Annotated in this window: 24 protein-coding genes; 12 read left to right on the top strand and 12 right to left on the bottom strand. The window is 62.3% G+C overall.

Translation table 11 applies throughout. The features are described from left to right. The first annotated feature begins 158 nt into the window (after positions 1-158). From LUU92_RS17960 to LUU92_RS17930, 7 genes are all read left to right on the top strand, one after another. Positions 159-656: a Csu type fimbrial protein gene (locus LUU92_RS17960; protein WP_423213190.1), complete on the top strand. Its 498-nt coding sequence runs from the start codon at positions 159-161 to the stop codon at positions 654-656. Beyond that, on the top strand, positions 650-1,192 hold the full coding sequence (locus tag LUU92_RS17955; RefSeq protein ID WP_071492010.1) for a Csu type fimbrial protein: 543 nt from the start codon (positions 650-652) through the stop codon (positions 1,190-1,192). The genes LUU92_RS17960 and LUU92_RS17955 overlap by 7 nt, the downstream gene beginning before the upstream one ends. A gap of 18 nt (positions 1,193-1,210) precedes the next feature. Continuing rightward, a complete protein-coding gene (locus LUU92_RS17950) occupies positions 1,211-1,753 on the top strand; it encodes a Csu type fimbrial protein (RefSeq protein ID WP_034107216.1) in 543 nt (180 codons plus the stop codon). A 2-nt stretch (positions 1,754-1,755) separates the two neighbouring features. After that, positions 1,756-2,244 carry a Csu type fimbrial protein gene (locus tag LUU92_RS17945; RefSeq protein ID WP_222541505.1) on the top strand — a complete coding sequence of 163 codons (489 nt, stop codon included), beginning with the start codon at positions 1,756-1,758 and terminating at the stop codon, positions 2,242-2,244. 25 nt (positions 2,245-2,269) lie between these two features. After that, positions 2,270-3,058 carry a fimbrial biogenesis chaperone gene (locus LUU92_RS17940; RefSeq protein WP_071492008.1) on the top strand — a complete coding sequence of 263 codons (789 nt, stop codon included), beginning with the start codon at positions 2,270-2,272 and terminating at the stop codon, positions 3,056-3,058. A 71-nt stretch (positions 3,059-3,129) separates the two neighbouring features. Beyond that, a complete protein-coding gene (locus LUU92_RS17935) occupies positions 3,130-5,487 on the top strand; it encodes a fimbria/pilus outer membrane usher protein (protein WP_071492045.1) in 2,358 nt (785 codons plus the stop codon). Next, on the top strand, positions 5,484-6,458 hold the full coding sequence (locus tag LUU92_RS17930; RefSeq protein WP_257102422.1) for a Csu type fimbrial protein: 975 nt from the start codon (positions 5,484-5,486) through the stop codon (positions 6,456-6,458). The genes LUU92_RS17935 and LUU92_RS17930 overlap by 4 nt, the downstream gene beginning before the upstream one ends. On the opposite strand, the gene LUU92_RS17925 is transcribed toward LUU92_RS17930, so the two are convergent. Next, positions 6,455-7,192 carry an anti-sigma factor family protein gene (locus tag LUU92_RS17925; RefSeq protein WP_222541508.1) on the bottom strand — a complete coding sequence of 246 codons (738 nt, stop codon included), beginning with the start codon at positions 7,190-7,192 and terminating at the stop codon, positions 6,455-6,457. The two genes, LUU92_RS17930 and LUU92_RS17925, sit on opposite strands and share 4 nt — an antisense overlap. Further along, entirely contained in the window at positions 7,189-7,695 is a 507-nt protein-coding gene (locus tag LUU92_RS17920; RefSeq protein WP_071492005.1) for a sigma-70 family RNA polymerase sigma factor, read from the bottom strand. The genes LUU92_RS17925 and LUU92_RS17920 overlap by 4 nt, the downstream gene beginning before the upstream one ends. 167 nt (positions 7,696-7,862) lie before the next feature. Here LUU92_RS17920 and LUU92_RS17915 point away from each other — a divergent pair, with 167 nt between their 5' ends. Together LUU92_RS17915 and LUU92_RS17910 are read left to right on the top strand one after the other, a co-directional pair. Continuing rightward, positions 7,863-8,945 carry a catalase family peroxidase gene (locus LUU92_RS17915; protein WP_071492004.1) on the top strand — a complete coding sequence of 361 codons (1,083 nt, stop codon included), beginning with the start codon at positions 7,863-7,865 and terminating at the stop codon, positions 8,943-8,945. Next, complete coding sequence (locus tag LUU92_RS17910; protein WP_071492003.1) at positions 8,942-9,481, top strand: cytochrome b; 540 nt, start codon at positions 8,942-8,944, stop codon at positions 9,479-9,481. The genes LUU92_RS17915 and LUU92_RS17910 overlap by 4 nt, the downstream gene beginning before the upstream one ends. 18 nt (positions 9,482-9,499) lie before the next feature. Here the strand turns inward: LUU92_RS17910 and LUU92_RS17905 are convergent, their stop codons facing one another. Continuing rightward, positions 9,500-10,651 carry a M14 family metallopeptidase gene (locus LUU92_RS17905; RefSeq protein WP_257102421.1) on the bottom strand — a complete coding sequence of 384 codons (1,152 nt, stop codon included), beginning with the start codon at positions 10,649-10,651 and terminating at the stop codon, positions 9,500-9,502. 466 nt (positions 10,652-11,117) lie between these two features. Next, positions 11,118-11,468, bottom strand: coding sequence for a DUF6124 family protein (locus LUU92_RS17900; RefSeq protein ID WP_071492001.1), 351 nt, complete (start codon positions 11,466-11,468; stop codon positions 11,118-11,120). A 132-nt stretch (positions 11,469-11,600) separates the two neighbouring features. On the opposite strand from LUU92_RS17900, the gene LUU92_RS17895 reads away from it, so the two are divergent. Beyond that, positions 11,601-12,233 (top strand): LexA family protein, encoded by a 633-nt coding sequence (locus tag LUU92_RS17895; RefSeq protein WP_071492000.1) that lies wholly within the window; start codon positions 11,601-11,603, stop codon positions 12,231-12,233. On the opposite strand, the gene LUU92_RS17890 is transcribed toward LUU92_RS17895, so the two are convergent. The 4 genes from LUU92_RS17890 to LUU92_RS17875 are packed head-to-tail and all read right to left on the bottom strand — an operon-like array spanning position 12,230 to position 17,756. Further along, positions 12,230-14,155, bottom strand: a complete 1,926-nt coding sequence (locus LUU92_RS17890) for an acetyl/propionyl/methylcrotonyl-CoA carboxylase subunit alpha (protein ID WP_257102420.1) — start codon at positions 14,153-14,155, stop codon at positions 12,230-12,232. The two genes, LUU92_RS17895 and LUU92_RS17890, sit on opposite strands and share 4 nt — an antisense overlap. Further along, on the bottom strand, positions 14,152-14,958 hold the full coding sequence (locus LUU92_RS17885; protein WP_222541512.1) for a gamma-carboxygeranoyl-CoA hydratase: 807 nt from the start codon (positions 14,956-14,958) through the stop codon (positions 14,152-14,154). Before LUU92_RS17885 ends, LUU92_RS17890 begins: the two co-directional genes overlap by 4 nt. A gap of 15 nt (positions 14,959-14,973) precedes the next feature. Next, the gene (locus tag LUU92_RS17880) at positions 14,974-16,581 is read right to left on the bottom strand and encodes a carboxyl transferase domain-containing protein (protein ID WP_071491997.1); all 1,608 of its coding nucleotides are present in this window, start codon (positions 16,579-16,581) and stop codon (positions 14,974-14,976) included. Positions 16,582-16,592: 11 nt separating this feature from the next. Further along, positions 16,593-17,756, bottom strand: coding sequence for an isovaleryl-CoA dehydrogenase (locus LUU92_RS17875; protein ID WP_071491996.1), 1,164 nt, complete (start codon positions 17,754-17,756; stop codon positions 16,593-16,595). 150 nt (positions 17,757-17,906) lie between these two features. On the opposite strand from LUU92_RS17875, the gene LUU92_RS17870 reads away from it, so the two are divergent. Beyond that, positions 17,907-19,544 (top strand): AMP-binding protein, encoded by a 1,638-nt coding sequence (locus LUU92_RS17870; protein ID WP_257102419.1) that lies wholly within the window; start codon positions 17,907-17,909, stop codon positions 19,542-19,544. A gap of 541 nt (positions 19,545-20,085) precedes the next feature. Here LUU92_RS17870 and LUU92_RS17865 read toward each other — a convergent pair. The 3 genes from LUU92_RS17865 to LUU92_RS17855 all read right to left on the bottom strand — a co-directional run bounded on the left by LUU92_RS17865 (position 20,086) and on the right by LUU92_RS17855 (position 22,443). Continuing rightward, positions 20,086-20,985 carry a hydroxymethylglutaryl-CoA lyase gene (locus LUU92_RS17865; RefSeq protein WP_257102418.1) on the bottom strand — a complete coding sequence of 300 codons (900 nt, stop codon included), beginning with the start codon at positions 20,983-20,985 and terminating at the stop codon, positions 20,086-20,088. A gap of 16 nt (positions 20,986-21,001) precedes the next feature. After that, positions 21,002-21,394: a MerR family transcriptional regulator gene (locus LUU92_RS17860; RefSeq protein WP_071491993.1), complete on the bottom strand. Its 393-nt coding sequence runs from the start codon at positions 21,392-21,394 to the stop codon at positions 21,002-21,004. 113 nt (positions 21,395-21,507) lie between these two features. After that, positions 21,508-22,443, bottom strand: coding sequence for a LysR family transcriptional regulator (locus tag LUU92_RS17855; protein WP_222541515.1), 936 nt, complete (start codon positions 22,441-22,443; stop codon positions 21,508-21,510). A gap of 151 nt (positions 22,444-22,594) precedes the next feature. Here LUU92_RS17855 and LUU92_RS17850 point away from each other — a divergent pair, with 151 nt between their 5' ends. Next, entirely contained in the window at positions 22,595-23,824 is a 1,230-nt protein-coding gene (locus tag LUU92_RS17850; protein WP_028616890.1) for an acyl-CoA dehydrogenase, read from the top strand. Between the two features lie 118 nt (positions 23,825-23,942). Here the strand turns inward: LUU92_RS17850 and LUU92_RS17845 are convergent, their stop codons facing one another. Beyond that, positions 23,943-25,274 (bottom strand): substrate-binding domain-containing protein, encoded by a 1,332-nt coding sequence (locus LUU92_RS17845; RefSeq protein WP_257102417.1) that lies wholly within the window; start codon positions 25,272-25,274, stop codon positions 23,943-23,945. Positions 25,275-25,372 lie beyond the last annotated feature (98 nt).

Here is a 25,372-nt window from a genome sequence, read left to right as displayed (position 1 = left end):
CCAATAGAGAAGGGCGCTGCCAGCTATCTCGAAAAAGCATCTCACGCCGGTAATCCTGTCCAGACTGGCAGTTTCTCGCTGAGTGACTAACCTCCTACACAGCAGTCACCCCTGTACAAGGATCTGGGGCAGTGAAGGGACGAGCAGTATTGGCAGTCATGGGCACAATGCTCTGCAACACGGCTTACGGTGCGCAGCTCCAGGTGGAGGTGCGTATCGACGTGCAGCGGGGCTGCCAGTTGGTGGGCACCACCCGCAGCGCTGGCATCGAGCAACTGGGCATACTGGATTTCGGCAGCGGCTCGCGTCTGGATGACCCGGCCGGGCCACTGAGTGCGGCGCTGATCAGCCAGCGCCAGCCGCGCCTGGAGTGCAACCCCGACACGCCGTACCAGGTCCGCGTCGATGGCGGCCTGCATGGTGGCACCGGCGAAGTGCGCTACCTCAGCGCCACCTCATCGACCAAACCCATTCCCTATCGCATCTATGCCGACGCGGCGCGGCGCGTGCCGTTGCTGGTAGATGTGCCGCTCAGCGGCCGGGTGCCGGACACAGGCTTCGTCGACCTGCCGCTCTATGGTCGCATCGAGCCGCTCAAGGACATCCCCGCCGTCGGCCGCTACACCGACCTGCTCAAGGTCACGGTGACATGGTAAGCCGTTGCCTGGCCCTGGTGGCCATGGGCGGCCTGCTGGTGCTGGCAGAGGACGTGCAGGCGGCTGTCTCCAGCGGGTTTATCCAGGCGCGGCTGGTGATCACCGCCAGTTGCGAAGTGAGCAAAAGCGTGGAGAGCGCGCCGGTCAACCCCACGGGCGGCACGGCGATGCTCGACTTCGGCAGTCAGGGCCCGACCTGGAACAACCCGTTGGGTGCCGGCGTCACCGCTGGCGACAAGGCGCCCCTGGCGGTGTCGTGCAACCCCTCGGTCTCGAGCTTCACCGTGACCATCGACGGCGGCACCAACGGCGATGGCACCACCCGGCGCCTGAGCAATGGGCGCCAGATGATTCCTTATCGGCTGTCCGCCGACCCGCAGGGGCACAGCGCCTATAGCATCGGGCAACAACGCAATTTTGTCGTGGCCAAGGGCACCCAGATACCGATCCCGGTGTTTGGCTCCGTGGTGGCAAATACCAGTGCCTTACCGGCAGGGATCTACACCGACACGTTGACGGTGACACTGGACTGGTAACTCAAGAGGATGAAAACCATGCATGTACTTGTTTCGCGATTAGGTGTTTGCGCACTGGGCCTGGCGATGGCCTCCAGCCTCAACGCGGCGACCACGGTGACCGGGCAGATCACCTCCAGCCTGATATTGATCGCCAGTTGCCAGGTCAACGGTTCGGGCGCGGCTACCGGATTGAACTTCGGTAGCTTGAATTTCGGCACCACCAATAGCCTGTTCACCAACGCCGATGCCCAGTTGCTGGGCGGTACTGGCACCGGTGGCGCGTTGTCGATCCTGTGTTCCAGCGGCACTACGCCAGCGGTCAAGGTACGCGCCGGTGCACATGACGGCGCGTCCCCCGGGGGCAGCCGTGCATTGGCCGACGGTGCGGGCAACTTCGTGCCCTACGATTTCTACACCGACAGTGGGCACTCCGCGCTGCTGGCGATTGACGGTGTGATCACCCTCGCCACCAGTACAGGCGTGGCGCAAACCGTCAACCTCTACGGCAGGGCGGTGGGCAAGGCGGGGCTGCCGGCGGGCACCTATACCGACACCGTGGCCGTGGAACTGACGTTCTAGCAATGTGGCTCAGAGCCTTGCTGGCCTGCGGGCTGGCGGTACCGCTGCCGTTGTCGGCGGTGACGAGCCAGAGTTTCCAGGTGAGCGCGACCATCATCCCGGGCTGCCTGATCGTGGGCGGCAGCTCCAATTATGGTGCGCTGACCTATGGCAGTCATTCGGCCCTGGCCACCAGCACGGTCACGGCGGCGCTGACGGGGGGCGTGACGTTGCAATGCACACCGGGCGTGACGCTGAGCATGAGCGTCGACGGCGGGCAGCACAGCAGCACCGGGCGAAATCTGCAGCTCAATAGCGGTAGCGCGCGGGTGGCTTACCAGTTGTTTCGGGATGCGGCGTTCAGTCAGGGCCTGGGGATCGACCAGAGCGTCAACGTGGCCTACAGCGATGCGAACAATATCAGCCTGCCGATCTACGGGCGGGTGCAATTGCCGGGCAATCAGCCTGGGGGGACATACAGCGACACGCTGCAGGTGCAGCTGACGTGGTAAGGCTATCGGTATAAGGAGTGGGGTTATGCGTTCACCATCCCGGCGGTTGTGGGCCGCGGGTATTGCCTTGAGTGCGGTGTGCACGGCGGGGCTTGTGCAGGCGGCCAGCTCGGTGCTGATCTGGCCCATCGACCCGGTGCTGGAGGCCGATCAACAGGCTAGCGCGCTGTGGCTGGAAAACCGTGGGACCGAAACCGCGAGCCTGCAGATTCGTGTGTTTGCCTGGAGCCAGAGTGGTTTCGAAGAGCAATACCAGAACCAGCGTGATGTGATCGGCAGCCCGCCCGTAGCGCGGATCGAGCCGGGGCAGAAACAATTGGTACGCCTGACCCGCACCCGTGAAGTACCACCGGGGCAAGAGTTGGCCTACCGCATCATCATCGATGAAATCCCTTCACCCCTGCAGGTGCCCACGCCGCCGGAAGGCAAGAACACCGCAGCGGCGATCCGCTTTCAGATGCGTTATTCGGTGCCGCTGTTCGCCTACGGCGCGGGCCTGTGGAACAAGGAGGACAGCACGCGCCAGCGTGATCCCAAGGGCGCCGGCAAGCCGGATCTGAGCTGGCACAAGGTCACGGTAGCAGGGCGCGACTACATCGAAGTGCGCAACCAGGGTGCCGTGCATGCGCGCCTTACCGATGCCGCATTCAAGCAGGGTGGGCAGACACGGCCCTTGGTGGATGGCCTGTTGGGCTACGTGTTGCCGGGCGCCAGCATGCGTTGGCCGGTGCCGCCAGCGCTGTCGGCCGACCAGCCGCTGCAGGTCAGGGTCAACGGCGCATCCCAGTTGGAGAGCCTCGCGCCGCAGCGGTAACAAGCCTGTAACGGGGCAGGAACGCCCCGGGATTTAAACGGATGGAGATGTCCATTGAAGGACACAACGCCATGGTGAGTCGTGGTCTGGCTCGCAGTCTATGGCTGTCGGTGGTGGGCGGACTGGGCGGCGCAGTGGTTGCGCTTCCGGGCGTGGCTGGCGACCTGCCACCGCCCCCGAGCAGTATGGAGGCTGTCGCCGATGCACAGTTGTTTCTGGAGCTGGTGGTCAATCAGATGGACACCGGCCGCGTTATCGCGGTCGATCAACGGGCCGGGCAACTCTATGTGCCGGTCAGCGCGCTGCAGGACGTGGGCATGAAGCTGCCCGGCGAATTGAGCGGCAGCGTGGCGCTGGACAAGATCCCCGGCCTGCACAGCGATTACGACAGCAACGGCCAGCGCCTGCTGCTGGATGTGCCGCCGTCGTGGCTGAAGGAACAATTTATCGGCAACCGCGACACTTACCCGCGCACCCAGGCAATGAGCAGCTTTGGCGCCTTGCTCAACTATGACCTGTATTTCAACGACACTGACGAAGGCGGCAGCTACCTCGCCGCCTGGAACGAAGTGCGGCTGTTCGACAACTGGGGCACCTTGTCCAATACCGGCCAGTACCGCCAGACCTTGGCTGATGGTGTCAGCAGCAGTACGTTCAACAACGGCTACCGGCGCTATGACACTACCTGGCGCTTCTCCGATGATGAGCGGCTGCTGACCTACGAAGCCGGTGACGTGATCAGCGGCGCCTTGCCCTGGAGCAGTTCGGTGCGCCTCGGCGGTGTGCAGTTCTCGCGGGACTTCGCGGTGCGTCCGGACCTGGTGACTTACCCCCTGCCGCAATTTGCCGGTGAGGCCGCGGTGCCGTCGTCGGTGGACCTGTTTATCAATGGCTACAAATCCGATAGCGCGCAGTTGCAACCGGGGCCGTACACCCTGACCAACGTGCCGTTTATCAACGGAGCGGGCGAAGCGGTGGTGGTGACGACTGACGCCCTGGGTCGCCAGGTGTCGACCACCGTGCCGTTCTATGTGACCAGCACGCTGTTGCAAAAAGGCCTGACGGATTTTTCGGTGGCTGCCGGCACCTTGCGCCGAGAGTACACCCTCAAGGACTTCGCCTACGGCCCTGGCGTGGCGAGCGGTACCTTTCGTTATGGTTATTCCGACAATTTGACCCTGGAGAGCCATGCCGAAGCCTCCACTGACCTGACCCTCGGCGGCCTGGGCGGTAACCTGCGGCTGGGCAATCTCGGCGTACTCAATGCCGCCGTCAGCCAAAGTCGATTCGAAGGGCGTAGCGGCCAGCAACTGAGCCTGGGGTATCAGTACAACAGCACGCGCTATAGCCTGTCCTATCAGCGGGTGGAACGACACGACGAGTACGCCGACCTGACCCTGGTCGACACCGCTTACGCCAGCCTCAGCAAGCGCAGCGAGCAGGTGACGCTGAGCCTCAACCTTGAACGTTTTGGCAGCCTGGGCATGGGGTATTTCGACGTGCAGGCGGCGGACGATTCGCGCACGCGGCTGCTCAACCTGAGCTGGAGCAAGCCGCTATGGCGCAATACCAGTTTCTACCTGTCGGCCAACCGCGAGATCGGCGACAGCAATTGGGCGATGCAGGCGCAGTGGGTGATTCCGTTCGACCTCAACGGCAGCCTGGCCTTGAGCACCGAGCGCAGCAAGGACGGCGCCAGTCGCCAGCGCCTCAATTACAGCAGCGCAGTGCCCAGCGAGGGTGGGGTGGGCTACAACCTCGGTTATGCCCAGGGCGATGGTGCGGCGTACCGGCAGGCCGACCTGACCTGGCGCTTGCAGTCTGTGCAATTGCAGGCCGGCGTGTACGGCAGCAGCGATGCCCAGACGCGCTGGGCGGATGCCAGTGGCTCGCTGGTGTGGATGGGTGGCGATACCTTCGCTGCCAACCGTATCAATGATGCCTTTGTGGTGGTGAGTACCCAGGGCTTCGCCGGTATCCCGGTGCGCTACGAGAACCAGCTGGTGGGCGAAACCGACCGTAATGGGCATCTCCTGGTGCCATGGAGCAGCGCGTACTACCGCGCCAAATACGAAATCGATCCGCTGAACCTGCCGCTCAATGTGCAAAGCCCGAATGTGGAGCAGCGTGTATCGGTGCGCCGTGGCAGCGGCTACCTACTGGAGTTTCCATTGCGCCGAGTGCTCGCGGCGAGCGTTACCCTGGTGGACACCCGGCATCAGGAATTGCCCTTGGGCAGCCTGGTGGTGCACGAGCAAAGCAACCAGCAGGCAGTGGTCGGCTGGGACGGCCTGGTGTACCTGGAAAACCTCTCGGCGCATAACACCTTGCAGGTCACGCTGGGTGAAGGGCGTACGTGCCAGGCGCGATTCGAGGTCAACGAGCAGGAACAAGGCGTGCCGCTGATCGGGCCGTTGGTGTGCCAATGAGACGCGTGGGCTGGCTGTGGCTCCTCGGGATGGTGTGCTCGGGGCAGGCAATGGCGCTGTGTTCGACAGTGGCGACGGCTCCGGTGAGTTTTGGCTCGGTGAGTTCGATCAACGTACGCACCGCGACGCAAAACAGCTCGACCCTCAATGGCGGTTTGAGCTGCACCGCTTCACTGATCGCACTCGGCACCGGTGACCACTTCTATGCCACGATCACCTCGACCACCAGCGGCATGGTCGGCCCCACGGGGGACGTGATCGGTTATACGCTTTATGGCAATAACACCACCACGTTCCCTATTACGCGCGGGCTCCAGTTCGATTTCGGGCCCAATGGCATTGCGACAAGCGCGGGGCTTTTGACGGGGCCGGGCAGCAAGAACCTGCCGCTTTACGTGGGCAGTATTACCGGGACCAATGTGGCGGCCGGCGTGTATACCGAAGTCCTCAGCGTTGCATGGACCTGGGATTATTGCATTGGCCTGGGGGTGGGTAACTTGTGCGTATTGCGCGACAAGAACCTGACTCCCCAAGTCAAGCTGCTGACCGTGAGCATGACCGTCACCAATGACTGCCAGATTACCGCGCCCAATATCAGTTTTGGCAGTGCGCCCGTCATCAGCGGGTTCACCGCGGTCACCGGCCAGACCATCAGTGTTTCCTGCACCAAGGGCAGTGCCTACAGCGTGGGCCTGAGCGACGGCCAGAACGCTGTCAGTGTGGGCGGGCGGCGGCGCATGATCTCAGGCACCAATTACCTGGCCTACGACATCTTCAAAAGCGCCGGCACCACGCGCTGGGGCAGCGTGGGCGCGGCGCGGCGCGACAGTTCCAGCGCCGAGGTCAACCCCGGCAACGGCCTGGGTATCGGCAGCCAGGTGTTCAACTACAACGCCAGGATCTACACCGATCAAACCACACCGCCCGCCGGCACCTACCTCGACAACGTGGTACTCGACGTGGGCTTCTAGAACTTCAGCATCGCCGGGGTGGGCTGATCCGCCGGGCTGACCACCGCATAGTTGTAGCCGGCACCGGACCAGTACTGGGCCTGCAAACCATCGGCGCTGCGGCTGCCACGGGGCAGAAAGCCGTTTTCCGGGCCTGGCGGGCGGATGTAGAAGCTGATGCGCCGCCCTTGCGGGTCTTCGTACAGCACCATGGCGGCGGCGCCTTGCTCGGTGGTGAGCAGGCGCCCGCTGACCGGCGTGAAGCCCGACGCGCTCAGGTCAGGCAGGCGGTGGGCCTGGTTGAAGTAGCGGTCGAGCCAGGCCTGCATCGTGCCGCCGCCCTGGCCCTTGTAGTCCGCCGGCATGATGCCGTCCTGGGCAAACAAGCGGAACGCCTGCATCGCGTCGGCCATGGGCAGTTGGGCCGGCTGGCTGACTTCACGGGCGTGCCAGCCACCGATACCGCCGAGGCTGACAGCGATCAGCAGCACGGCTGCCGTAGCCAAGTGGCGGCGTGATTGACGCTTGATGCGCTGGCGGATCAACGCCGGGTCCAGGTCCGGGTTGGCCGGCTGCTGCAGGGCACCGCCCAACGCGGCACGCAGCAACTGCGCGTCGTGCTGCCAGGCATGGACCTGGGCTGCGACATCCGGGTGGGCTGCCAGATAGGTTTCAAGTACACGGCGATCACTCTCCAGCAGTTGGTGATCGACGTAGGCATGCAAATCGCGTTCGCTGGGGGGCAGGCTGATCATTTGAGTATCCGCAGGGAAGGGCTGGCAATTTCGCCATCACTGAGTTGACGCAGGGCCTGGCGCGCACGGGACAAGCGTGACATCACCGTGCCGAGGGGCACATCGAGGATCTCGGCGACATCCTTGTAGCTCAAGCCTTCGACCGACACCCACAGCAGCAGGGCGCGCTGCTCGGTGTTGAGCTGATCGAAGGCTTGCAGGGTCGACTGGGCGATCACCGTGCGTTCGACCGACGGCTGCGCATCGTCACGCCCGGTAAAGAATTCCAGCATGCGCGCATAGCGCCGGGTGCGACGGTGGGCATCGAGGAACTGGCGGTAGAGGATCGAGAACAACCAGGCACGCAAGTCGCTTTCGACACGTTTATCGGCCCAACGGATGATCGCCCGCTCCAGGGTCGACTGCACCAGGTCGTCGGCGCTGCTGGCGTTACGGGTCAGGGACACGGCAAAGCGCCGCAGCCTGGGGATGAGTTCACGTAACTGTTCGTCGAGTTCATGCATGGGAATCTGGCTGGTCACTACGCTGGGATTAGAGAGACGTGCGCCGTTGAGGGTTATTCCCCGTGCTTGAAAATAAATCCAGGGCCAGGGAATAGAGCCGATCGGCGTTCGTCTTAATGCTCCGACCTTATGTTCACCCCTAAGGCCTTTGGCCCCGGAGTTCCTTCATGGTAGATCACTCATCACCGCCTCGTCCCCCGTTGAGCACCGCGAGCCTGATCGCGCGCCTGGCGGGTATCAGTGCCGTGGTTGCGGTTGTGGCGGGGGCCTTTGCCTACGTCAACGGCACCCTCGACCCACAGCGCCTGCGTCCTAAAACCCTGGTCAACGCGCTGGAAACCAACAATGGCGTGCACCCGGGCTTTCGGCGTAACCATGCCAAAGGCATCTGCGTCGCCGGGTATTTCGAGAGCACGCCCGAAGCTCGCACCTATTCCAGTGCCCAAGTGTTCAGCGAGGCCAAGACCCCCGTGATCGGCCGCTTTGCCTTGCCCAGCGGCAACCCTTACGCGCCCGACAGCAGTGTGCCGATCCGCAGTTTTGCGGTGCAGTTCTCCCAGGCCAACGGCCAGCAATGGCGCACCGGTATGAACAGCATGCCAGTGTTCCCGGTGGGCACGCCCGAGGCGTTCTATCAGTTGCTCCAGGCCGGCGCACCGGAGCCCGCCACTGGCAAGCCGAACCCGGCGAGCATGCCGGCGTTTTTCGCCGCCCACCCCGAGACCGCGCCGTTCCTGGCGTGGGTCAAGACTGCCAAGCCTTCGGCCAGCTATGCGACCGAAACCTATAACGGTATCAACGCGTTTTACCTGGTGGGCGCCGATGGCAAGCGCCAGGCCGTGCGTTGGGGCGTGGTGCCGCAGAGTCAGGATGCGCCGGGCGATACCGCGCCAGCCGGAAGTGATTACCTGGAACAAGACCTGGTGCAACGCTTGGCCGCCGGGCCGCTGCGCTGGCAGTTGAACATGACCCTGGCCAACCCGGGTGACCCAGTGGACGATGCGAGCAAGGCCTGGACTGGCGAGCATAAAGTCATCAATGCCGGCACGCTGGTGTTGCAAAGCAGCCAGCCGCAAGCGGACGGTGATTGCCGCGACATCAATTTCGACCCGCTGATTCTGCCGAGTGGCATCGAAGCGTCCAATGACCCGTTGCTGGCGGCACGCTCGGCGGCGTATGCCAGTTCCTACCTGCGCCGCGCCGGTGAAGTCGGCCCGTTGCACAGCGCCCCTCAGGAGTCGAAGCCATGAATGCCCAACCACGGTTTTTTGCCCCGCTGGCGCGCCTGCTGCACTGGCTGATGGCGCTGATGATCATCGCCATGCTGTTTATCGGCGCGGGCCTGGCGGCTTCAGTGTCGGAACGGCATGAGTGGTTGATCCACCTGCACAAGCCGCTGGGGATCGCCATTCTGGCGCTGGTGATCGTGCGCCTGGCGGTACGGTTCTCCACGCGCCAACCGCCGCTGCCCGTCGACCTGCCGTTGTGGCAAGTGTTGGCGGCCAAGGTGTCCCATGTGGTGCTGTATGCCTTGATGCTGGTATTGCCGCTGCTGGGCTGGGCGATGATTTCGGCGGCAGGCGATCCGGTGATGCTCAGCAGTTCGGTGCAGCTGCCGGCGCTGGTGGGCGCGAACGCGCCATTGTTCGCGGTGCTGCGCAAGGCCCATGGTTATCTGGCCTACCTGCTGTTCCTGACGGTGCTGTTGCACCTGGCGGCGGCGTTGTTCCATGGGCTGATCCGCCGCGATGGCGTGTTGCAGAGCATGACCGGCACCAAGGAGTGATGCCGGCGGGAGAGGGCGTCAGCGCAGCGCGGTGACGATATCGGCCACCGTGCTCAGCACGTCCTTGCCCAATTGCCTGGAGCGCTCGCCTGACCAGCCGGTCCTCGGGTTGGGCGCGTCGTCGTTGTCCTTGAAGGGCATTTCCAGGGTCAGCGACAGGCAGTCGTATTTCTGGCCGACCGCGTTGCATGCCAGGGTCATGTTGGCTTCGCCCGGCAGGTCGCGGGTGTAGCCGTGGGTGGTCTGGAAGTCGCGGGTCAGGGCGCTCAAGTGGCTGCGAAAGTGTTTTTCCAATGCCTCGATGCGTGGGGTGTAGCCGGGGTTGCCTTCGCAGCCAGCGGTGAAGACGTAGGGGATTTCCTCGTCGCCATGGATATCGAGAAACAGGTCGACGCCGTACTTTTCCATTTGTTGCTGGACGAACAACACTTCCGGGCTGCTCTCCTGGCTGGCGCTCTGCCAGGCACGATTGAGGTCCTGGCCCATGGCGTTGGTGCGCAGGTGACCGTGGAAGGCTCCGTCCGGGTTCATGTTTGGCACCAGGTACAGGTCGGCGACCTTCAGCAGTTTTTTCAGCTCGGCGTCACCGTCCTGTTGCAGGCGTTCGATGATGCCCTCCATGAACCATTCGGCCATGTGCTCACCGGGATGCTGTTGGGCGATGATCCAGATCTTGCGCCGACCTTCGCCACCCTTGCCGCGACGCAGTAGCTGGATGTCACGGCCTTCGGCACTTTTGCCGGTGGCCAGCAAGCAGGTATTGGCGCGACTCAGGGCCTGCTCGATCAGCCAGTCGTGGCGTTCGCGGCTATAGGGTTCGAAATAGGCGAACCAGGCGTGCTTCTCGCGGGTTTCCAAACTGATATGCAGGATTTCCCCGTCGAAGCGCGAAGGCACCCGGAACCAATTGACGTGGTCATAGGAGGCCACGGCGTTGTAGCCACTCCATGCGTGTGGGTAGGACGATTTACCCGCGTTGCTCAGGCGAAAGGTGTGGGTATGGCCCACGTGCATGCCTTCGGCCTTGAAATGGAACCATTGGTAATGTTGGCTGCGCGTGTCGGGTTTGATTGCCAGCAGTAACTGATAGGCGTCGTGGGCATCCAGTACCTGGATATTGCCACTGTCGAAGTCGGTGCTGATCCTGATGGAGGTCAAGGCCACGGTCATAGTCTGGTTGCCTGAATATGAGTGTTGTGGCGGCTATCTTACACAGGAGTCTGGTAAAGACTGGACGCAAAATTGTTGCGAAGGGGGAGGGGGCGTCTTCCTTGACGCCGCAGCAGCTTAGGATCTATGAGATTGATTCTCAAGCGCTATTTCGAAAAGATGGGGGCTAGAGCGGTAGACTGGCTTTCTTTTGGCGATAGTCTTTTGCTACCATGCGCGCCATCAAGCAACACACAGTCTTCATTAGCCTGAAGCCATGCCAGGGAAACTGGCAAAAAAAAGACCCGGCCAAAGAGCCGGGTCAAAAACCGTGATTAGCCTGATGAGGAGATATTCCAAGAGTCCGACCTAAGGTCCCTTGGTCTATCGACTGATCTCGCGATCAGCTGGGTCCAATAATAATCATTATCATTTGCAAGTCAAATGTTTTTATCCGTGAGATAGAAATATTTTTTCTTTGCGCCTGTCATCCGTTCGCTTGAGCCTCCGGCGCCTGCAACGACCGCTCCACCATCGCCTTCGCCATATCGATCAAATACACCACCGAAAACGCCAGGTCACGATGAGTGCCGCGATGGCTGCTCGCGGACTCATAGGCCGTGGCCGCTGCGCTGCGCAACAGGTCCGAGGCGTGCACCAGGGCTTCCTCCGGGCTGATGCCTGGCTTGATGGCAAACAGGGCATCGTCAGGGCCTTGTGCCGACATATCTTCTTTCAAGTAAAAGTCCAATGCGCGCTTGGCGGCGCCGCTGCTGCGCAGGTCGTGCAGCTCGGTGTCTTCGGGGATTTCAGGCAGCAGATACGGGCTTGTCGTCATAGGGGGCGGTACTCTGGGGTGGGTGTCGAAAACCTTATGCCCGATGATAGTACGTATCGTATTTATGTCGTTTTATGGATTACTACAAACTGTTTATTGCCCTGGAAACTGCGTGACGTATTGTCAGCGCCCATGGATAACTGGATCGCGTTGGTCAAGGCCAACATGGAAGACCGCAAGGTCACGCAAGGTGAACTGGCTGAGCGCCTGGGCATGTCCCAGGGCGGCGTCGGCCATTGGCTCAACAAGCGCCGTGCGCCGAGCCTGGTGGACATGAATCGGGTGCTGGCGGCGCTGGGGCTGGGCTATCTGGAAGTCGCGCTGGATATTCGCGAGCGGGTCGATGAGCCGCCTGCGGAGAAAAACTACAACCCGTATTTCCGTTATCCGGTCAGCGATTGGAATGGGTTGTGCGAAGTGCGTGAGCCGCGTACACCTTACGGCGCTGCCCGCTTCGAGCTGACGGATTACCATGCCCGGGGCGAAGCCTTCTGGCTGCCGGTCACCGGCGACGCCATGACCGCACCCAGTGGCCTGAGCATCAGTGCGGGCATGATGATCCTGGTGGACCCGGCCATTGCCGCCGAGCCCGGTAAATTAGTGGTGGCCCAGTGGGTCGGGAGCCCCCGGGCGACCTTTCGCCAGTTGCTGGAGGAGAGCGGCCAGCGTTACCTGGTGCCGCTCAATCCCACCTACCCGAAGCAGTTGCTGACCGACGATTGCCGCCTCCTGGGCGTCGTCGTACAGGCCACGGCAAAATTTTAACCAGCCGTTTCAAGCTCCACCAAAGTGCAACCTTCGGCAACCATTTCCCCTTCCTGGCAGAACAGTGCCTTGACCACCCCGGCCTGGGGCGCGCGGATGCTGTGTTCCATTTTCATGGCTTCCAGCACCACCAGTTGCGTGCCGGCTTCCACCGGTTGGCCCACCTCTACCAGCACCCGTACGATGCTCCCATTCATCGGGGCTGTCAGCCCACCCTGATGGGAATGGTTGGCCTCGACTGCAGCAATCGGATCGAACAGCGATACGCCGCGCATCTCGCCGTCCCAACGCAGATACACCGTGTGGTCATGGCGTACCGCCAGATGGCTGCGACGCACGCCCTGTTGTTCGATCAGCAACTGTTCGCCACGCAACTGTGGCGCCTGGGCGGCCTGCGTCACCAGTCGGTCCTGGCCATTGCAACTCAAATGCAGTGACATCTCGGCAGGCAGCCCGGCGCGAAAGCCGCGTTTATCTGCCCAGGGTCCATCCGATGGTGGCAGGCTCTGCATGAATGCCGCGGCGGCTGCCTGCCAGAATTCATCACCCAGTTCACCGGCCTCGGGCAACAACTCATCCTGATAGCGCGGAATGAATCCGGTATCCAGTTCCGCATCCGCAAACGCCGGATGCCCGATAATGCGCCGCAGAAAACCCAGGTTGGTCTTGAGCCCGCCGATGGCAAACTCATCCAGCATGCCCAACAACCGCAACCGCGCCTGTTCACGGTCCTCGCCCCAGGCAATCAGCTTGCCGAGCATGGGGTCATAGAACGGCGAGATGTTGTCGCCTTGCTCGACACCGCTGTCCACACGGCGCCCTGGTCCGGGTGCGGATTCGCGATACAGCGCCAGGTGCCCGGTGGCAGGCAGGAAGTCATTGGTCGGGTCCTCGGCATACAGCCGCACTTCGATCGCATGGCCGACCAGCGGCACCTGTTCCTGGGTGATCGGCAGCGCCTCGCCCTGGGCGACACGAATCTGCCAGGCCACCAGATCCAGGCCGGTAATCGCTTCGGTGACGGGGTGCTCCACCTGCAGTCGCGTGTTCATCTCCATGAAGAAGAAATCGCCACGCGCGTCGAGCAAAAACTCCACAGTGCCGGCACCGACATAACCGATGGCCTGAGCCGCACGCACAGCCGCCTCGCCCATGGCCTTGCGTTGTTCAACACTCAACCCCGGTGCCGGCGCTTCCTCGACGACTTTTTGATGGCGACGCTGAATCGAGCAGTCCCGTTCGTTGAGGTACAGGCAATGCCCGTGTTGATCGGCGAACACCTGGATCTCCACATGACGTGGCTTGAGCAGGTATTTCTCCACCAACATCTGCCCATTGCCGAAAGACGACAGCGCTTCTCGCTGGGCCGAAGCGAGCGCCTGGGCCAACTGGCTGACGTGCTCGACCACCTTCATGCCCTTGCCGCCGCCACCGGCCGTGGCCTTGAGCAGTACCGGGTAGCCAATGCGCTCGCAGGCGGCGCGGAAGGTGTCCAGGTCCTGGGCGTCGCCGTGATAGCCCGGCACCAGGGGCACGCCTGCGGTTTCCATCAGCGCCTTGGCGGCCGACTTGCTGCCCATGGCATCGATGGCGGAGGCGGGCGGCCCGAGGAAGATCAACCCGGCGGCTTCAATTGCACGGGCAAACCCGGCGTTCTCCGACAGAAAACCATACCCCGGATGGATCGCCTGGGCGCCGCTGGACTGGGCGGCGGCGATCAGCTTGTCGATTTGCAGGTAGCTGTCGGTAGCCTTGCTGCCGCCCAGGTCGACGCGGATATCCGCCTCACGGCTGTGCCGTGCATCGCGGTCGATGGCGCTGTGCACCGCCACGGTGGTCAGGCCCATGGCCTTGGCGGTGCGCATCACGCGGCAGGCAATCTCGCCACGGTTGGCCACCAGCAGGGTTGTCAATGTACTCATGAACGCGGCTCCTGGGGCTGCCAGCTCGGTGGACGTTTTTGCAGGAACGCGCGCAAGCCTTCCTGGCCCTCGGCGCTGACCCGGATGCGCGCAATGGCGTTTTCGCAATAGCGGCGCAGCGCTGGGGTGAGGGCACCGTTGCCCACTTCGCGCAACAGGTCTTTGCTGGCGCGCATGGCAGCCGGGCTGTTGTGCAGCAGGTTGGCGATCCACTGTTCGACCTGATGGTCCAGCTCGCCGATCGGATAGCTTTCCGCCAGTAAGCCGATGTCGCGTGCGCGCTGGCCGCCAAAGCGTTCGGCGGTCAGGGCATAGCGCCGTGCTGCGCGTTCGCCGATGGCTTGCACCACGAACGGGCTGATCACCGCCGGCGCCAGGCCGATGCGCACTTCCGACAGGCAGAACTGCGCATCATCGGTGCCAATCGCCATGTCGCAGCAACTGATCAAGCCGAGTGCGCCCCCGTAGGCCGCGCCTTGCACCACCGCCAGGGTCGGCATTTTCAATTTGGCCAGGTTGTACATCAGCTCCGCGAGTTCGCGGGCATCGTCCAGGTTGGTGTGGTAATCCAACTCGGCCGACTGCTGCATCCAGGCCAGGTCGGCGCCGGCGCTGAAGTGCTTGCCGCGCCCGCGCAGGACCAGGAAGCGCAGGGACGGATCGCCTTGTACCCGATCGAGGGCGATGATCAGTTCGCGGATCATCTCGGCGTTGAACGCGTTGTTCTTGGCTTCACGACTGAGCCACAGCGTGGCAAAGCCACGGGAATCGGTGATCAGTTCGAGGGTGTTGAAATCGCTCATGGGGTACAGCTCCATTTACATGCGGAACACGCCGAAGCGGCTCGGCTCGATGGGGGCATTCAGCGACGCGGACAAGGCCAGCGCCAGCACGTCACGGGTCTGCAACGGGTCGATCACACCGTCGTCCCACAGGCGTGCGCTGGAGTAGTAGGGGTGGCCCTGGGTTTCGTACTGGTCGAGGATCGGCTGCTTGATCGCGGCTTCTTCTTCCGTGCTGAACGCTGTACCGGCGCGTTCGGCCTGCTCGCGCTTGACCTGCACCAGCACCCCCGCCGCCTGTTCGGCGCCCATCACGCCAATCCGTGCGTTCGGCCACATCCACAAAAAGCGCGGGTCATAGGCGCGGCCACACATGCCGTAGTTACCCGCGCCAAAGCTGCCGCCGATGATCACCGTGAACTTCGGCACCTTGGCGCAGGCCACGGCGGTGACCAGCTTGGCGCCATGCTTGGCGATGCCGCCGGCTTCGTACTTCTGGCCGACCATGAAGCCGGTGATGTTCTGCAGGAACAACAAGGGAATGCCGCGCTGACAGGCCAGCTCGATAAAATGCGCGCCTTTTTGCGCGGCTTCGGCAAACAGAATCCCGTTGTTGGCCAGGATCGCAATCGGGTAGCCGTGCAGGTGGGCAAAGCCGCACACCAGGGTGGTGCCAAACAGCGCCTTGAATTCATCGAACACCGAACCGTCCACCAGCCGTGCAATGACTTCGCGCACATCAAACGGCTGCTTGGCGTCGGCCGGGATCACGCCGTACAACTCTTCACTGCTGTACAGCGGAGCTACCGGCGAACGTTGCAGCAACTGGCCTTGTTTGCGCCAGTTGAGGTTCGCCACGCTGCGCCGGGCCAGCGCCAGTGCATGCTCATCGCTGTCGGCATAGTGATCGGCCACCCCGGAAATCTTGCAGTGCACATCGGCACCGCCGAGGTCTTCGGCACTCACCACTTCACCGGTCGCCGCCTTCACCAACGGTGGACCGGCGAGGAAGATGGTGGCCTGGTCGCGCACCATGATTGCTTCGTCGGCCATGGCTGGCACATAGGCGCCACCGGCGGTGCACGAACCCATCACCACCGCAATCTGCGGGATGCCCTGGGCGCTCATGTTGGCCTGGTTGAAGAAGATCCGCCCGAAGTGCTCGCGGTCCGGAAACACTTCGTCCTGGCGCGGCAGGTTGGCGCCGCCGGAGTCCACCAGGTAGATGCACGGCAGGCGGTTCTGTTCGGCGATGGTCTGGGCGCGCAGGTGTTTTTTGACGGTGAGCGGGTAGTAGGAGCCGCCTTTGACCGTGGCGTCGTTGGCGACGATCATGCATTCGACGCCTTCCACGCGGCCGATCCCGGCAATCACCCCGGCGGCCGGCACGTCTTCGCCGTACACCTGATGGGCGGCCAGTTGGCTGAGTTCAAGGAACGGCGAGCCCGGGTCGAGCAAACGATTGATACGCTCGCGCGGCAGCAACTTGCCGCGTGAGGTGTGTCGCTCCTGTGCCTTGGCGCCGCCGCCTTGCTGCACGTGGGCGAGCAGGGTGTGCAGGGCGTCGACCTGTTGGCGCATCGCCGCGCTGTTGGCGGCAAACTCCGCCGAACGCGGGTTGAGCTGGGTGTGCAAGGTGGCCATGGTGCGCTCCTTCAGCGGGTTTCGTTGAAGAGTTCGCGACCGATCAGCATCCGCCGGATTTCACTGGTGCCGGCGCCGATCTCATACAGCTTGGCGTCGCGCAGCAGGCGCCCGGCCGGGAATTCGTTGATGTAGCCGTTGCCACCCAGGATCTGGATCGCGTCCAGGGCCATTTGCGTGGCGCGTTCGGCACTGTAGAGGATCACCCCGGCGGCGTCCTTGCGCGTGGTCTCGCCACGCTCGCAAGCCTGGGCCACCGCGTAGAGGTAGGCGCGGCTGGCGTTGAGCTGGGTGTACATGTCGGCAACCTTGCCCTGGATCAGCTGGAATTCGCCGATGCTCTGGCCGAACTGCTTGCGGTCGTGAATGTAGGGCACGATCAAGTCCATGCACGCTTGCATGATTCCGGTAGGGCCGCCGGAGAGCACCACGCGCTCGTAGTCGAGGCCGCTCATCAGCACTTTCACGCCGCCGTTGAGCGCGCCGAGGATGTTTTCTTCGGGCACTTCCACCTCATCGAAAAACAGCTCGCAGGTGTTGGAGCCGCGCATGCCCAGCTTGTCGAACTTGTTGCTGCGGCTGAAGCCCTTCCAGTCGCGCTCGACGATAAACGCGGTGATGCCGTGCGGGCCTTTTTCCAGGTCGGTCTTGGCGTAGATCACATAGGTGCTGGCATCGGGGCCGTTGGTGATCCAGGTCTTGCTGCCGTTGAGTACGTAATGGTCGCCGCGCTTATCGGCGCGCAGCTTCATCGAGACCACATCGGAGCCGGCGTTTGGCTCGCTCATGGCCAGGGCGCCGACGTGTTCGCCACTGATGAGCTTGGGCAGGTATTGGAGTTTCTGCGCGTGATTGCCGTTGCGGTTGATCTGGTTCACACACAGGTTGGAGTGTGCGCCATAGGACAGCGCCACCGAAGCCGAGCCGCGGCTGATCTCTTCCATGGCCACCACATGGGCCAGGTAACCCAGGCCGGCACCGCCATATTCTTCTGGCACGGTGATGCCCAGCAGGCCCATGTCACCGAACTTGCGCCACAGGTCGGCGGGGAACAGGTTGTCGATGTCGATCTGCGCCGCACGGGGCGCGATTTCCTTGCCCACAAAGGACTGCACCTGGTCGCGCAGCATGTCGATGGTTTCACCGAGGGCGAAGTTCAGGGACGGGTAACTCATGGACAGGCACCTTAATGTGAGCATTGTTGTTGTGTGGATGGGGCGCCAGGGGAGGGCGCTCACCTTTACGTTAACGTAAGCTTGCGTTACGGCGCTGTCAATCGTAGTTTACGTTTACGTCAACCTACAAAAAAGACAACAGGGGTCGTTATGGAACAACCGAACCAGAGCTACAGCCGCGGCTCACAGGACAAGACCTTGCTGGCCATGACGATTGGCCAAGCCTTTGACCGAACCGTTGCGCAATTCCCCGATGGCGAGGCCCTGGTGGTGCGTCATCAACAACGCCGCTACACCTGGCGACAACTGGCGGAGACTGTCGATTTGCACGCGCGGGCGTTCATGGCCCTGGGCATGCAAACGGGCGACCGCCTGGGCATCTGGGCACCCAATTGCGTCGAGTGGTGCATCAGCCAGATTGCCAGCGCCAAGCTCGGGGTGATCCTGGTCAACATCAACCCGGCCTATCGCAGCAGCGAGTTGGACTACGTGCTCAAGCAGTCCGGCTGTCAGTGGCTGGTGTGCGCCGGCTCATTCAAAAGCTCCGATTACCACGCCATGCTGCAGGAGCTGAAACCCGACGTGCGCGGCCTCATCAGTCTCGATCCCAACCCGCCCGCAGGGTTCATGCCGTGGTCGCAACTGGCCGCGCTCGGCGCTGGCATTGCGCCCGAACAGTTGCACAGTCGCCAGGCCAGCCTGCACTTCGATCAGCCCGTGAATATCCAGTACACCTCCGGCACCACCGGCTTCCCCAAGGGCGCCACCCTCAGTCATCACAACATCCTCAATAACGGCTACATGGTCGGCGAAAGCCTGGGCCTGACCGCGCAAGATCGCCTGGTGATCCCGGTGCCGCTGTATCACTGCTTCGGCATGGTCATGGGTAACCTGGGCTGCATCACCCATGGCACCACCATGATCTATCCGAACGACGGCTTCGACCCGCTGCTGACCCTCACCACCGTCGCCGAAGAACGCGCCACCGGTCTTTACGGCGTACCCACCATGTTCATCGCCCTGCTCGATCACCCACAGCTGGGCGACTTTGACCTGTCTACGCTGCGCACCGGCATCATGGCTGGCGCCACGTGTCCCATCGAGGTGATGCGCCGGGTCATCAGCGAACTGCACATGCGCGAGGTCCAGATTGCCTACGGCATGACCGAGACCAGCCCGGTGTCGCTGCAAACCGGAGCGGACGATGACCTGGAGCGCCGTGTGACCACGGTCGGGCGCACCCAGCCACAGTTGGAAAGCAAGATCATCGATGCAGACGGCAACACGGTGGGGCGTGGAGAAATCGGCGAATTGTGCACCCGTGGCTACAGCGTGATGCTCGGCTACTGGAACAACCCCGACGCCACGCGCGAGGCCATCGACGACGCCGGCTGGATGCACACCGGCGACCTGGCAAGCATGGATGCCCACGGCTACGTATGCATCGCCGGGCGCAACAAGGACATGATCATTCGCGGCGGCGAGAACGTGTACCCGCGTGAGCTGGAGGAGTTTTTCTTTACCCATCCGGCGGTGGCGGATGTGCAGGTCATCGGCATTCCGGATGCGCGCTACGGTGAGGCTATCGTCGCCTGGATCAAGTTCCACCCCGGCCATGTCGCCAATGAACTGGAGCTGCAAACCTGGTGCAAGGGCCGCATCGCGCACTTCAAGACGCCCAAGCACTTCAAGTTCGTAGAGGAGTTTCCGATGACGGTAACGGGCAAGATCCAGAAATTCCGCATGCGCGAGATTTCCATGGAGGAGTTGGGGGCAGGGCAGGAGTAAATCCCTGAATGCACAAAGGGGACCCGAGGGTCCCCTTTAATTTGTCGTTGCGTGCTCTTTTTTTATTATTGAGGGGCGGTCTATTGTTGTTTTTGGCAACCGTTACCCTTTACCGCTGTTTTTGGCGACCCCCATCCGGGATCAAGAGCAAACGTATTTTTTTGAGCGCTGATCTGCTTCTTCGTGATGATTCAACCAGTGGGCAGCTACCTGAGGTAGTTTTATTTTTCTCTGACCGGTTGCGGGTTTCGGCATGCCGTACCCTGCGAAGCACATCTTCTCCAAAAAAATCTGTTAGCTGCGTCTCTGCCGTGTTGTTTTTGTTATGTCAGAGTCGTTTCGTCTTATTTTTATTAGGTTTGGCGCTTTTTATTCTTGTTATGCGATAGAGATAGCAGAAGCCGTGCCAACTTTTTAAAACCCTTTAAAATCAATGAGTTGATTTTTGCGTAGGGATTGGCCTACGGCAAATACGACAAAATATGTTCCCGTGTTACTCGATGTGTAGGCGTGCGGTAACACATTGTCACGGCTAAGCTACTCAACCGGCGTTACGCGCCTTGGCCACACGCGATCCTGTTGGCCGGCCCAGTACGCTGCTGATCTGCTGCCCCGCGCCAATCAATGCCTCAAGGTCGATACCGGTCTCGATGCCCAGGCCGTTGAGCAGGTACAACACGTCTTCGGTGGCGACGTTACCGCTGGCGCCCTTGGCATAGGGGCAGCCGCCGAGGCCCGCGATAGAGCTGTCGAACACCGTAATGCCTTCCAGCAGGCTGGCGTAGATATTCGCGATGGCCTGGCCATAGGTGTCATGGAAGTGCCCCGCCAGTTTGTCCCGTGGCACCTGCGCCCCGACCACCTCGAACAGCCGCCGCGTGGCGCCTGCCGTGCCGGTGCCGATGGTGTCGCCCAGAGACACCTCGTAGCAGCCCATGGCATATAACTCCCGCGCCACCGCCGCGACCTGTTCCGGCGCGATCTCGCCTTCATACGGGCACCCCAGCACGCAGGACACATAGCCCCGCACGCTGACCCCATGCTGCCTGGCCGCCGCCATGATCGGCGCGAAGCGCTCCAGGCTTTCATTGATGGAGCAATTGATATTGCGCTGGGAAAACGCCTCGGACGCAGCGGCAAACACCGCCACTTCCTTAACGCCAGCCGCCAGCGCGTCCTCAAACCCGCGCAGGTTCGGCGCCAGCGCACCATAAGTCACACCGGGCTTGCGCTGGATCTGCGCAAATACCTCGGCGGAACCGGCCATTTGCGGCACCCACTTGGGCGAGACAAAACTGCCGACCTCGATATAGCGCAAGCCGGCAGCGCTGAGGGCGTCCACCAAATGGACCTTGTCCGCCACGCTGATGGGTTGGGCTTCGTTCTGCAAACCATCGCGCGGGCCGACTTCCACCAGGCGCACGTGTGAGGGGAGGGACATGGCAATTACCTTCTGATCAGTGGTCGGCCTGGCGCAGGGTGTGGGCCAGGGCCTGGGTGCAGCGCTCTTCGGCGGTGTCCAGTTCCAGCTTCATCTGTTCGATGTCCAGCAGTTGCTGTTCCAGCTGCTCACGGCGCTCGGCGATTTTTGCCAGCATGCTGTTGAGTTGCACGTGGTTGCCACTGGTGGGGTCGTAGAGTTCGATCAGCTCGCGGCACTCGGCCAGGGAAAAACCGATGCGCTTGCCCCGCAGGATCAGTTTGAGGCTGACCTTGTCGCGCGCCGAGTAGATGCGCTCCTGGCCCCGGCGTTCCGGGGCCAGCAGGCCTTGTTCTTCGTAGAAGCGAATGGCGCGGGTGGTGATGTCGAGCTCGCGGGCGAGGTCGGAGATGCTGTAAGTCGTGCTCATGGGGGCGCTCAAGGAGGTCTTGGCGTTAAGCTACTGGCAGGTTGACGTAAACGTCAAGGGTCGCGGCGTGACCCATCGGGGGCAAGCCCCCTCCCACAGGGGGCTCGCTAACCTCACGCCTGTTGTTTATCCAGCTTCTTCTCATGGGCCGTGACCTGCTGGCACAACTCGATCATCTGCTCGCGCATCCAGCGGTTGGCCGGGTCCTGGTCGGTGCTTTCGTGCCAGTACAGATGGGTTTCCACCGGCGGTACGTCGTTGACCGGCAGGTTGAACCAGTGCAGTTCATGGCGGCGGGCGAAGCGCTCGGGCACGGTCATGACCATGTCGGTCTGCTGCAGCACCTGCGAGGCCATCAGGTAATGCTGGGAGCGCAGGGCGATCTTGCGCTGGATGCCCATCTTGCCCAGGGCCAGGTCCACATGGCCCAGACCGTTGCGCCGGCTGGAAATATGGATGTGGGTCAGCCCCAGATAGTCATCCAGCGTGAGCTTGTCCTTGCCGGCCAGCGGATGCCCCTTGCGCATGGCACACACGTAGCGGTCTTCCATCAGCTTGACGTGGCGCACCTGCGGGTCGGTGTTGAGCGGCGCATCCACGGCAAAATCCAGGCGCCCGGCGGCCAGTTCCTTGGTGGTTTCGCGGCGCTTGGACAGGAAACTCTCGATCACCACCGTGGGCGCCAGGCGGCGCAGGCGCTGGAACAGCAACGGCAGGATCACCGCCTCGGTGAGGTCGGTCATGCTGATGCGGTAGGTCTTGGCCGCCTGTTGCGGGTTGAAGATGCGGCTTTCCTGCACTGATACCCGCAGCAACGACAGCGCATTGCGCACCGGGCCGATGATGTTCTGTGCCATCGGCGTCGGCACCATGCCCTGGGCGGTGCGCACGAACAGCGGGTCGTTGAAGGTCTCACGCAGGCGCGCCAGCGCGTTGGACACCGCCGGCTGGGTGATGCCGACAATCTGCCCGGCGCGGGTCAGGTTGGCTTCGGTGTAGATCGCGTCAAAGACGATAAACAGGTTGAGGTCGACCTTGCTCAGATTCATTTCGCAGCGCTCTTATTGTTAGGTGGCCATACGTCGATCATATATCGGTGATGAATGTTAATACACGCCGAGAATAGGCTAGGTAAATTATCAACGCTGTTCTAGCATCGATTGCATGACCTAAACAACCTCTCAGAGAAGGGAGCTGCTCATGGATTTCGCCTATTCGCCCAAGGTTCAGGAACTGCGTGAACGCGTCACTGCGTTCATGGACGCTTACGTTTACCCGGCCGAGCCGGTGTTCGAACGCCAGGTCAGCGAAGGCGACCGCTGGCAGCCCACCGCAATCATGGAGGAGTTGAAAGCCAAGGCGAAGGCCGAAGGCCTGTGGAACCTGTTCCTGCCTGAATCCGAACTGGGCGCCGGCCTCACCAACCTCGAATACGCGCCACTGGCCGAAATCATGGGACGCTCCCTGCTGGGCCCGGAGCCGTTCAACTGTTCCGCCCCCGACACCGGCAATATGGAAGTGCTGGTGCGCTACGCCAACGAAGAACAGAAGCAACGTTGGTTGGAGCCCTTGCTGCGCGGTGAGATCCGCTCAGCCTTCGCCATGACTGAGCCGGACGTAGCTTCCTCGGACGCCACCAACATGGCCGCCCGCGCCGAGCGCCAGGGCGACGAATGGGTGATCAACGGCAAGAAATGGTGGACCTCCGGGGCCTGCGATCCGCGCTGCAAGATCCTGATCTTCATGGGCCTGAGCAACCCGGATGCGCCACGCCACCAGCAGCACTCGATGATCCTGGTGCCAGTGGACACCCCGGGTGTGAAAATCGTGCGCCCGCTGCCGGTGTTCGGCTACGACGACGCGCCTCACGGCCACGCCGAGGTGCTGTTCGACAACGTCCGCGTACCCTATGAAAACGTCCTGCTCGGCGAAGGCCGGGGTTTCGAAATCGCCCAGGGCCGCCTCGGTCCAGGCCGTATCCACCACTGCATGCGCTCCATCGGTATGGCTGAGCGTGCGTTGGAATTGATGTGCAAACGCTCCGTCAGCCGGACCGCGTTCGGCAAGCCGCTGGCCCGGTTGGGTGGCAATATCGACAAGATTGCCGACTCACGCATGGAGATCGACATGGCGCGCCTGCTGACCCTGAAAGCGGCGTACATGATGGACACCGTGGGCAACAAAGTGGCGAAGAGTGAAATCGCCCAGATCAAGGTAGTGGCGCCGAACGTGGCCTTGAAGGTGATCGACCGCGCAATCCAGATTCACGGCGGCGCCGGCGTTTCCAACGACTTCCCGCTGGCCTACATGTACGCCATGCAACGCACCCTGCGCCTGGCCGACGGCCCGGACGAAGTGCACCGGGCGGCCATCGGCAAGTTCGAGATTGGCAAGTACGTGCCTAAAGAGCTGATGCGCAGCGGGCAGTAACACCGCGTCGCCTGCATCGGGGGCAAGCTTCCTCCCACACTTGGATGTGTTCACAGATCAAAATGTGGGAGGGGGCACCCCGATGAGGCCGGATCAGGCAATGAAGACCCATCAGCCCTCAGTAAACCCACACCTCCACCCGCCGATTCTTGATCCGGCCTTCATCCGCCGTATTCGCCGCCACCGGCATCTGCGCACCCAACCCACGGATATCGCGCAGCACCACGGCGTTCTTCACCAACTCCCGACGCACCGCCATCGCCCGCAACTTTGACAGTAGCGCGGCGCGCTGCGGGTCATCCTTGGCATCGCCAAAGCCCACCAGCGTCACCTGCTTATCCAGCTTGTCGTGGCTCTTCAGATACGCCACCACCCTTTGCAGATCCTGGCGCGCCTTGTTGTCCAGGCTGGCGCTGCCTTCTTCAAAGCGAAAATTCACCGTCAGGCGCTGGGCGTCGCGGGCGATACCCTGATAATCATCGGGCATCGACGGACGCGGTTGCACGGCGATCGCCTGCACCTGCTGCGCAATAAACCCGTTTGCGGCCACAATCGCCTGGCCCTTGGCGCTCTGGGTAAAGTCCACCAGCGCCTTGGCCCACGGGTTATGCCCGGACGGCGGCAGGTAGAAAAACAACCGGCGTGACAGCGGGTAATCCTCGGTAGCAATCAGGCTGTTGAGCGCCAGCATGGGCTGTGAATCGCCATCCACAATCGCCACGGCTTTGGCCTGGCGTACGTAGGGCAGGCCGATAAAGCCGATACCCTGCGGGTCTTGGCTGACCGCGTCGGACAGCTGCTCGCTGGACTCGAAACGCTTGGCACCCGAGGCAAGCGGCTTGCCACGCAGACGCAATACCAGTTCCTTGAACGTGTCGTAGGTGCCGGATTGATCATCCCGTGCATACACATGAATGGGGCCGCCCACTCCACCCAGCGCCTCCCAGGTACTGACCTCACCATTGAAAATCTGCGCCAGTTGCTCGGTATTCAGTGTGTTCAACGGGTTCTGCGGGTGGAGGATGATCGCCAGGCCGTCGATGGCAATCACTTGTTCGGCTTCAGGGCTTTTCAGGTCGCCCAGGGGTTCAAGGTCGACCAGTTCACTGTCCTTGATCGGGCGAGACGAGGCGGCGAGATCGGCGCTGGCTTTTTTCAGCGCCGTGAACCCGGTGCTCGATCCGTGGGCCGCGACCTCGATGGTCACGGTCTTGCCTTGGCGCGTCTTGCCGATCACACGCTGTTCATTGACGCCTTCGCCCGGTTCGCTGTGCACCGCCTGCAAGCCCTGATGCTCCATCAGCCCCTTGACCAGTGCCGGACCCAACGCCGCGCCAATGGTATTGGAGCCCTGGATACGCAGTGCCGGGCCTTGATCGGGAAGGGGCAGGGGAGCGGATACGGCGAAGAGGGGAAAAACGGTCAGCAGTAACAGAACGCGCAGCCTCATGCCGGCACCTTCTCAAGCCAAAGGGAGTGCCGCGAGAATAAGACAGGCAGGTTGCATAAATGTGACGGGTGCGCCGCAAGGCTGAATGTGGGAGGGGC

Source organism: Pseudomonas extremorientalis, assembly GCF_024584605.1.
Taxonomy (GTDB): domain Bacteria; phylum Pseudomonadota; class Gammaproteobacteria; order Pseudomonadales; family Pseudomonadaceae; genus Aquipseudomonas; species Aquipseudomonas extremorientalis.
Note: the sequence above shows the minus strand (reverse complement) of the source record. Positions and strands in the feature narration are given on the sequence as shown.

Coding starts and splice junctions, on each gene's coding strand:
- LUU92_RS17945 (WP_222541505.1), top strand. CDS start 1,756: ATGTGGCTCAGAGCCTTGCTGGCCTGCGGGCTGGCGGTACCGCTGCCG.
- LUU92_RS17955 (WP_071492010.1), top strand. CDS start 650: ATGGTAAGCCGTTGCCTGGCCCTGGTGGCCATGGGCGGCCTGCTGGTG.
- LUU92_RS17895 (WP_071492000.1), top strand. CDS start 11,601: ATGGATAACTGGATCGCGTTGGTCAAGGCCAACATGGAAGACCGCAAG.
- LUU92_RS17880 (WP_071491997.1), bottom strand. CDS start 16,581: ATGGCCACCTTGCACACCCAGCTCAACCCGCGTTCGGCGGAGTTTGCC.
- LUU92_RS17845 (WP_257102417.1), bottom strand. CDS start 25,274: ATGAGGCTGCGCGTTCTGTTACTGCTGACCGTTTTTCCCCTCTTCGCC.
- LUU92_RS17865 (WP_257102418.1), bottom strand. CDS start 20,985: ATGTCCCTCCCCTCACACGTGCGCCTGGTGGAAGTCGGCCCGCGCGAT.
- LUU92_RS17960 (WP_423213190.1), top strand. CDS start 159: ATGGGCACAATGCTCTGCAACACGGCTTACGGTGCGCAGCTCCAGGTG.
- LUU92_RS17885 (WP_222541512.1), bottom strand. CDS start 14,958: ATGAGCGATTTCAACACCCTCGAACTGATCACCGATTCCCGTGGCTTT.
- LUU92_RS17855 (WP_222541515.1), bottom strand. CDS start 22,443: ATGAATCTGAGCAAGGTCGACCTCAACCTGTTTATCGTCTTTGACGCG.
- LUU92_RS17905 (WP_257102421.1), bottom strand. CDS start 10,651: ATGACCGTGGCCTTGACCTCCATCAGGATCAGCACCGACTTCGACAGT.
- LUU92_RS17870 (WP_257102419.1), top strand. CDS start 17,907: ATGGAACAACCGAACCAGAGCTACAGCCGCGGCTCACAGGACAAGACC.
- LUU92_RS17850 (WP_028616890.1), top strand. CDS start 22,595: ATGGATTTCGCCTATTCGCCCAAGGTTCAGGAACTGCGTGAACGCGTC.
- LUU92_RS17860 (WP_071491993.1), bottom strand. CDS start 21,394: ATGAGCACGACTTACAGCATCTCCGACCTCGCCCGCGAGCTCGACATC.
- LUU92_RS17925 (WP_222541508.1), bottom strand. CDS start 7,192: ATGATCAGCCTGCCCCCCAGCGAACGCGATTTGCATGCCTACGTCGAT.
- LUU92_RS17910 (WP_071492003.1), top strand. CDS start 8,942: ATGAATGCCCAACCACGGTTTTTTGCCCCGCTGGCGCGCCTGCTGCAC.
- LUU92_RS17935 (WP_071492045.1), top strand. CDS start 3,130: ATGGTGAGTCGTGGTCTGGCTCGCAGTCTATGGCTGTCGGTGGTGGGC.
- LUU92_RS17915 (WP_071492004.1), top strand. CDS start 7,863: ATGGTAGATCACTCATCACCGCCTCGTCCCCCGTTGAGCACCGCGAGC.
- LUU92_RS17950 (WP_034107216.1), top strand. CDS start 1,211: ATGCATGTACTTGTTTCGCGATTAGGTGTTTGCGCACTGGGCCTGGCG.
- LUU92_RS17930 (WP_257102422.1), top strand. CDS start 5,484: ATGAGACGCGTGGGCTGGCTGTGGCTCCTCGGGATGGTGTGCTCGGGG.
- LUU92_RS17890 (WP_257102420.1), bottom strand. CDS start 14,155: ATGAGTACATTGACAACCCTGCTGGTGGCCAACCGTGGCGAGATTGCC.
- LUU92_RS17900 (WP_071492001.1), bottom strand. CDS start 11,468: ATGACGACAAGCCCGTATCTGCTGCCTGAAATCCCCGAAGACACCGAG.
- LUU92_RS17920 (WP_071492005.1), bottom strand. CDS start 7,695: ATGCATGAACTCGACGAACAGTTACGTGAACTCATCCCCAGGCTGCGG.
- LUU92_RS17940 (WP_071492008.1), top strand. CDS start 2,270: ATGCGTTCACCATCCCGGCGGTTGTGGGCCGCGGGTATTGCCTTGAGT.
- LUU92_RS17875 (WP_071491996.1), bottom strand. CDS start 17,756: ATGAGTTACCCGTCCCTGAACTTCGCCCTCGGTGAAACCATCGACATG.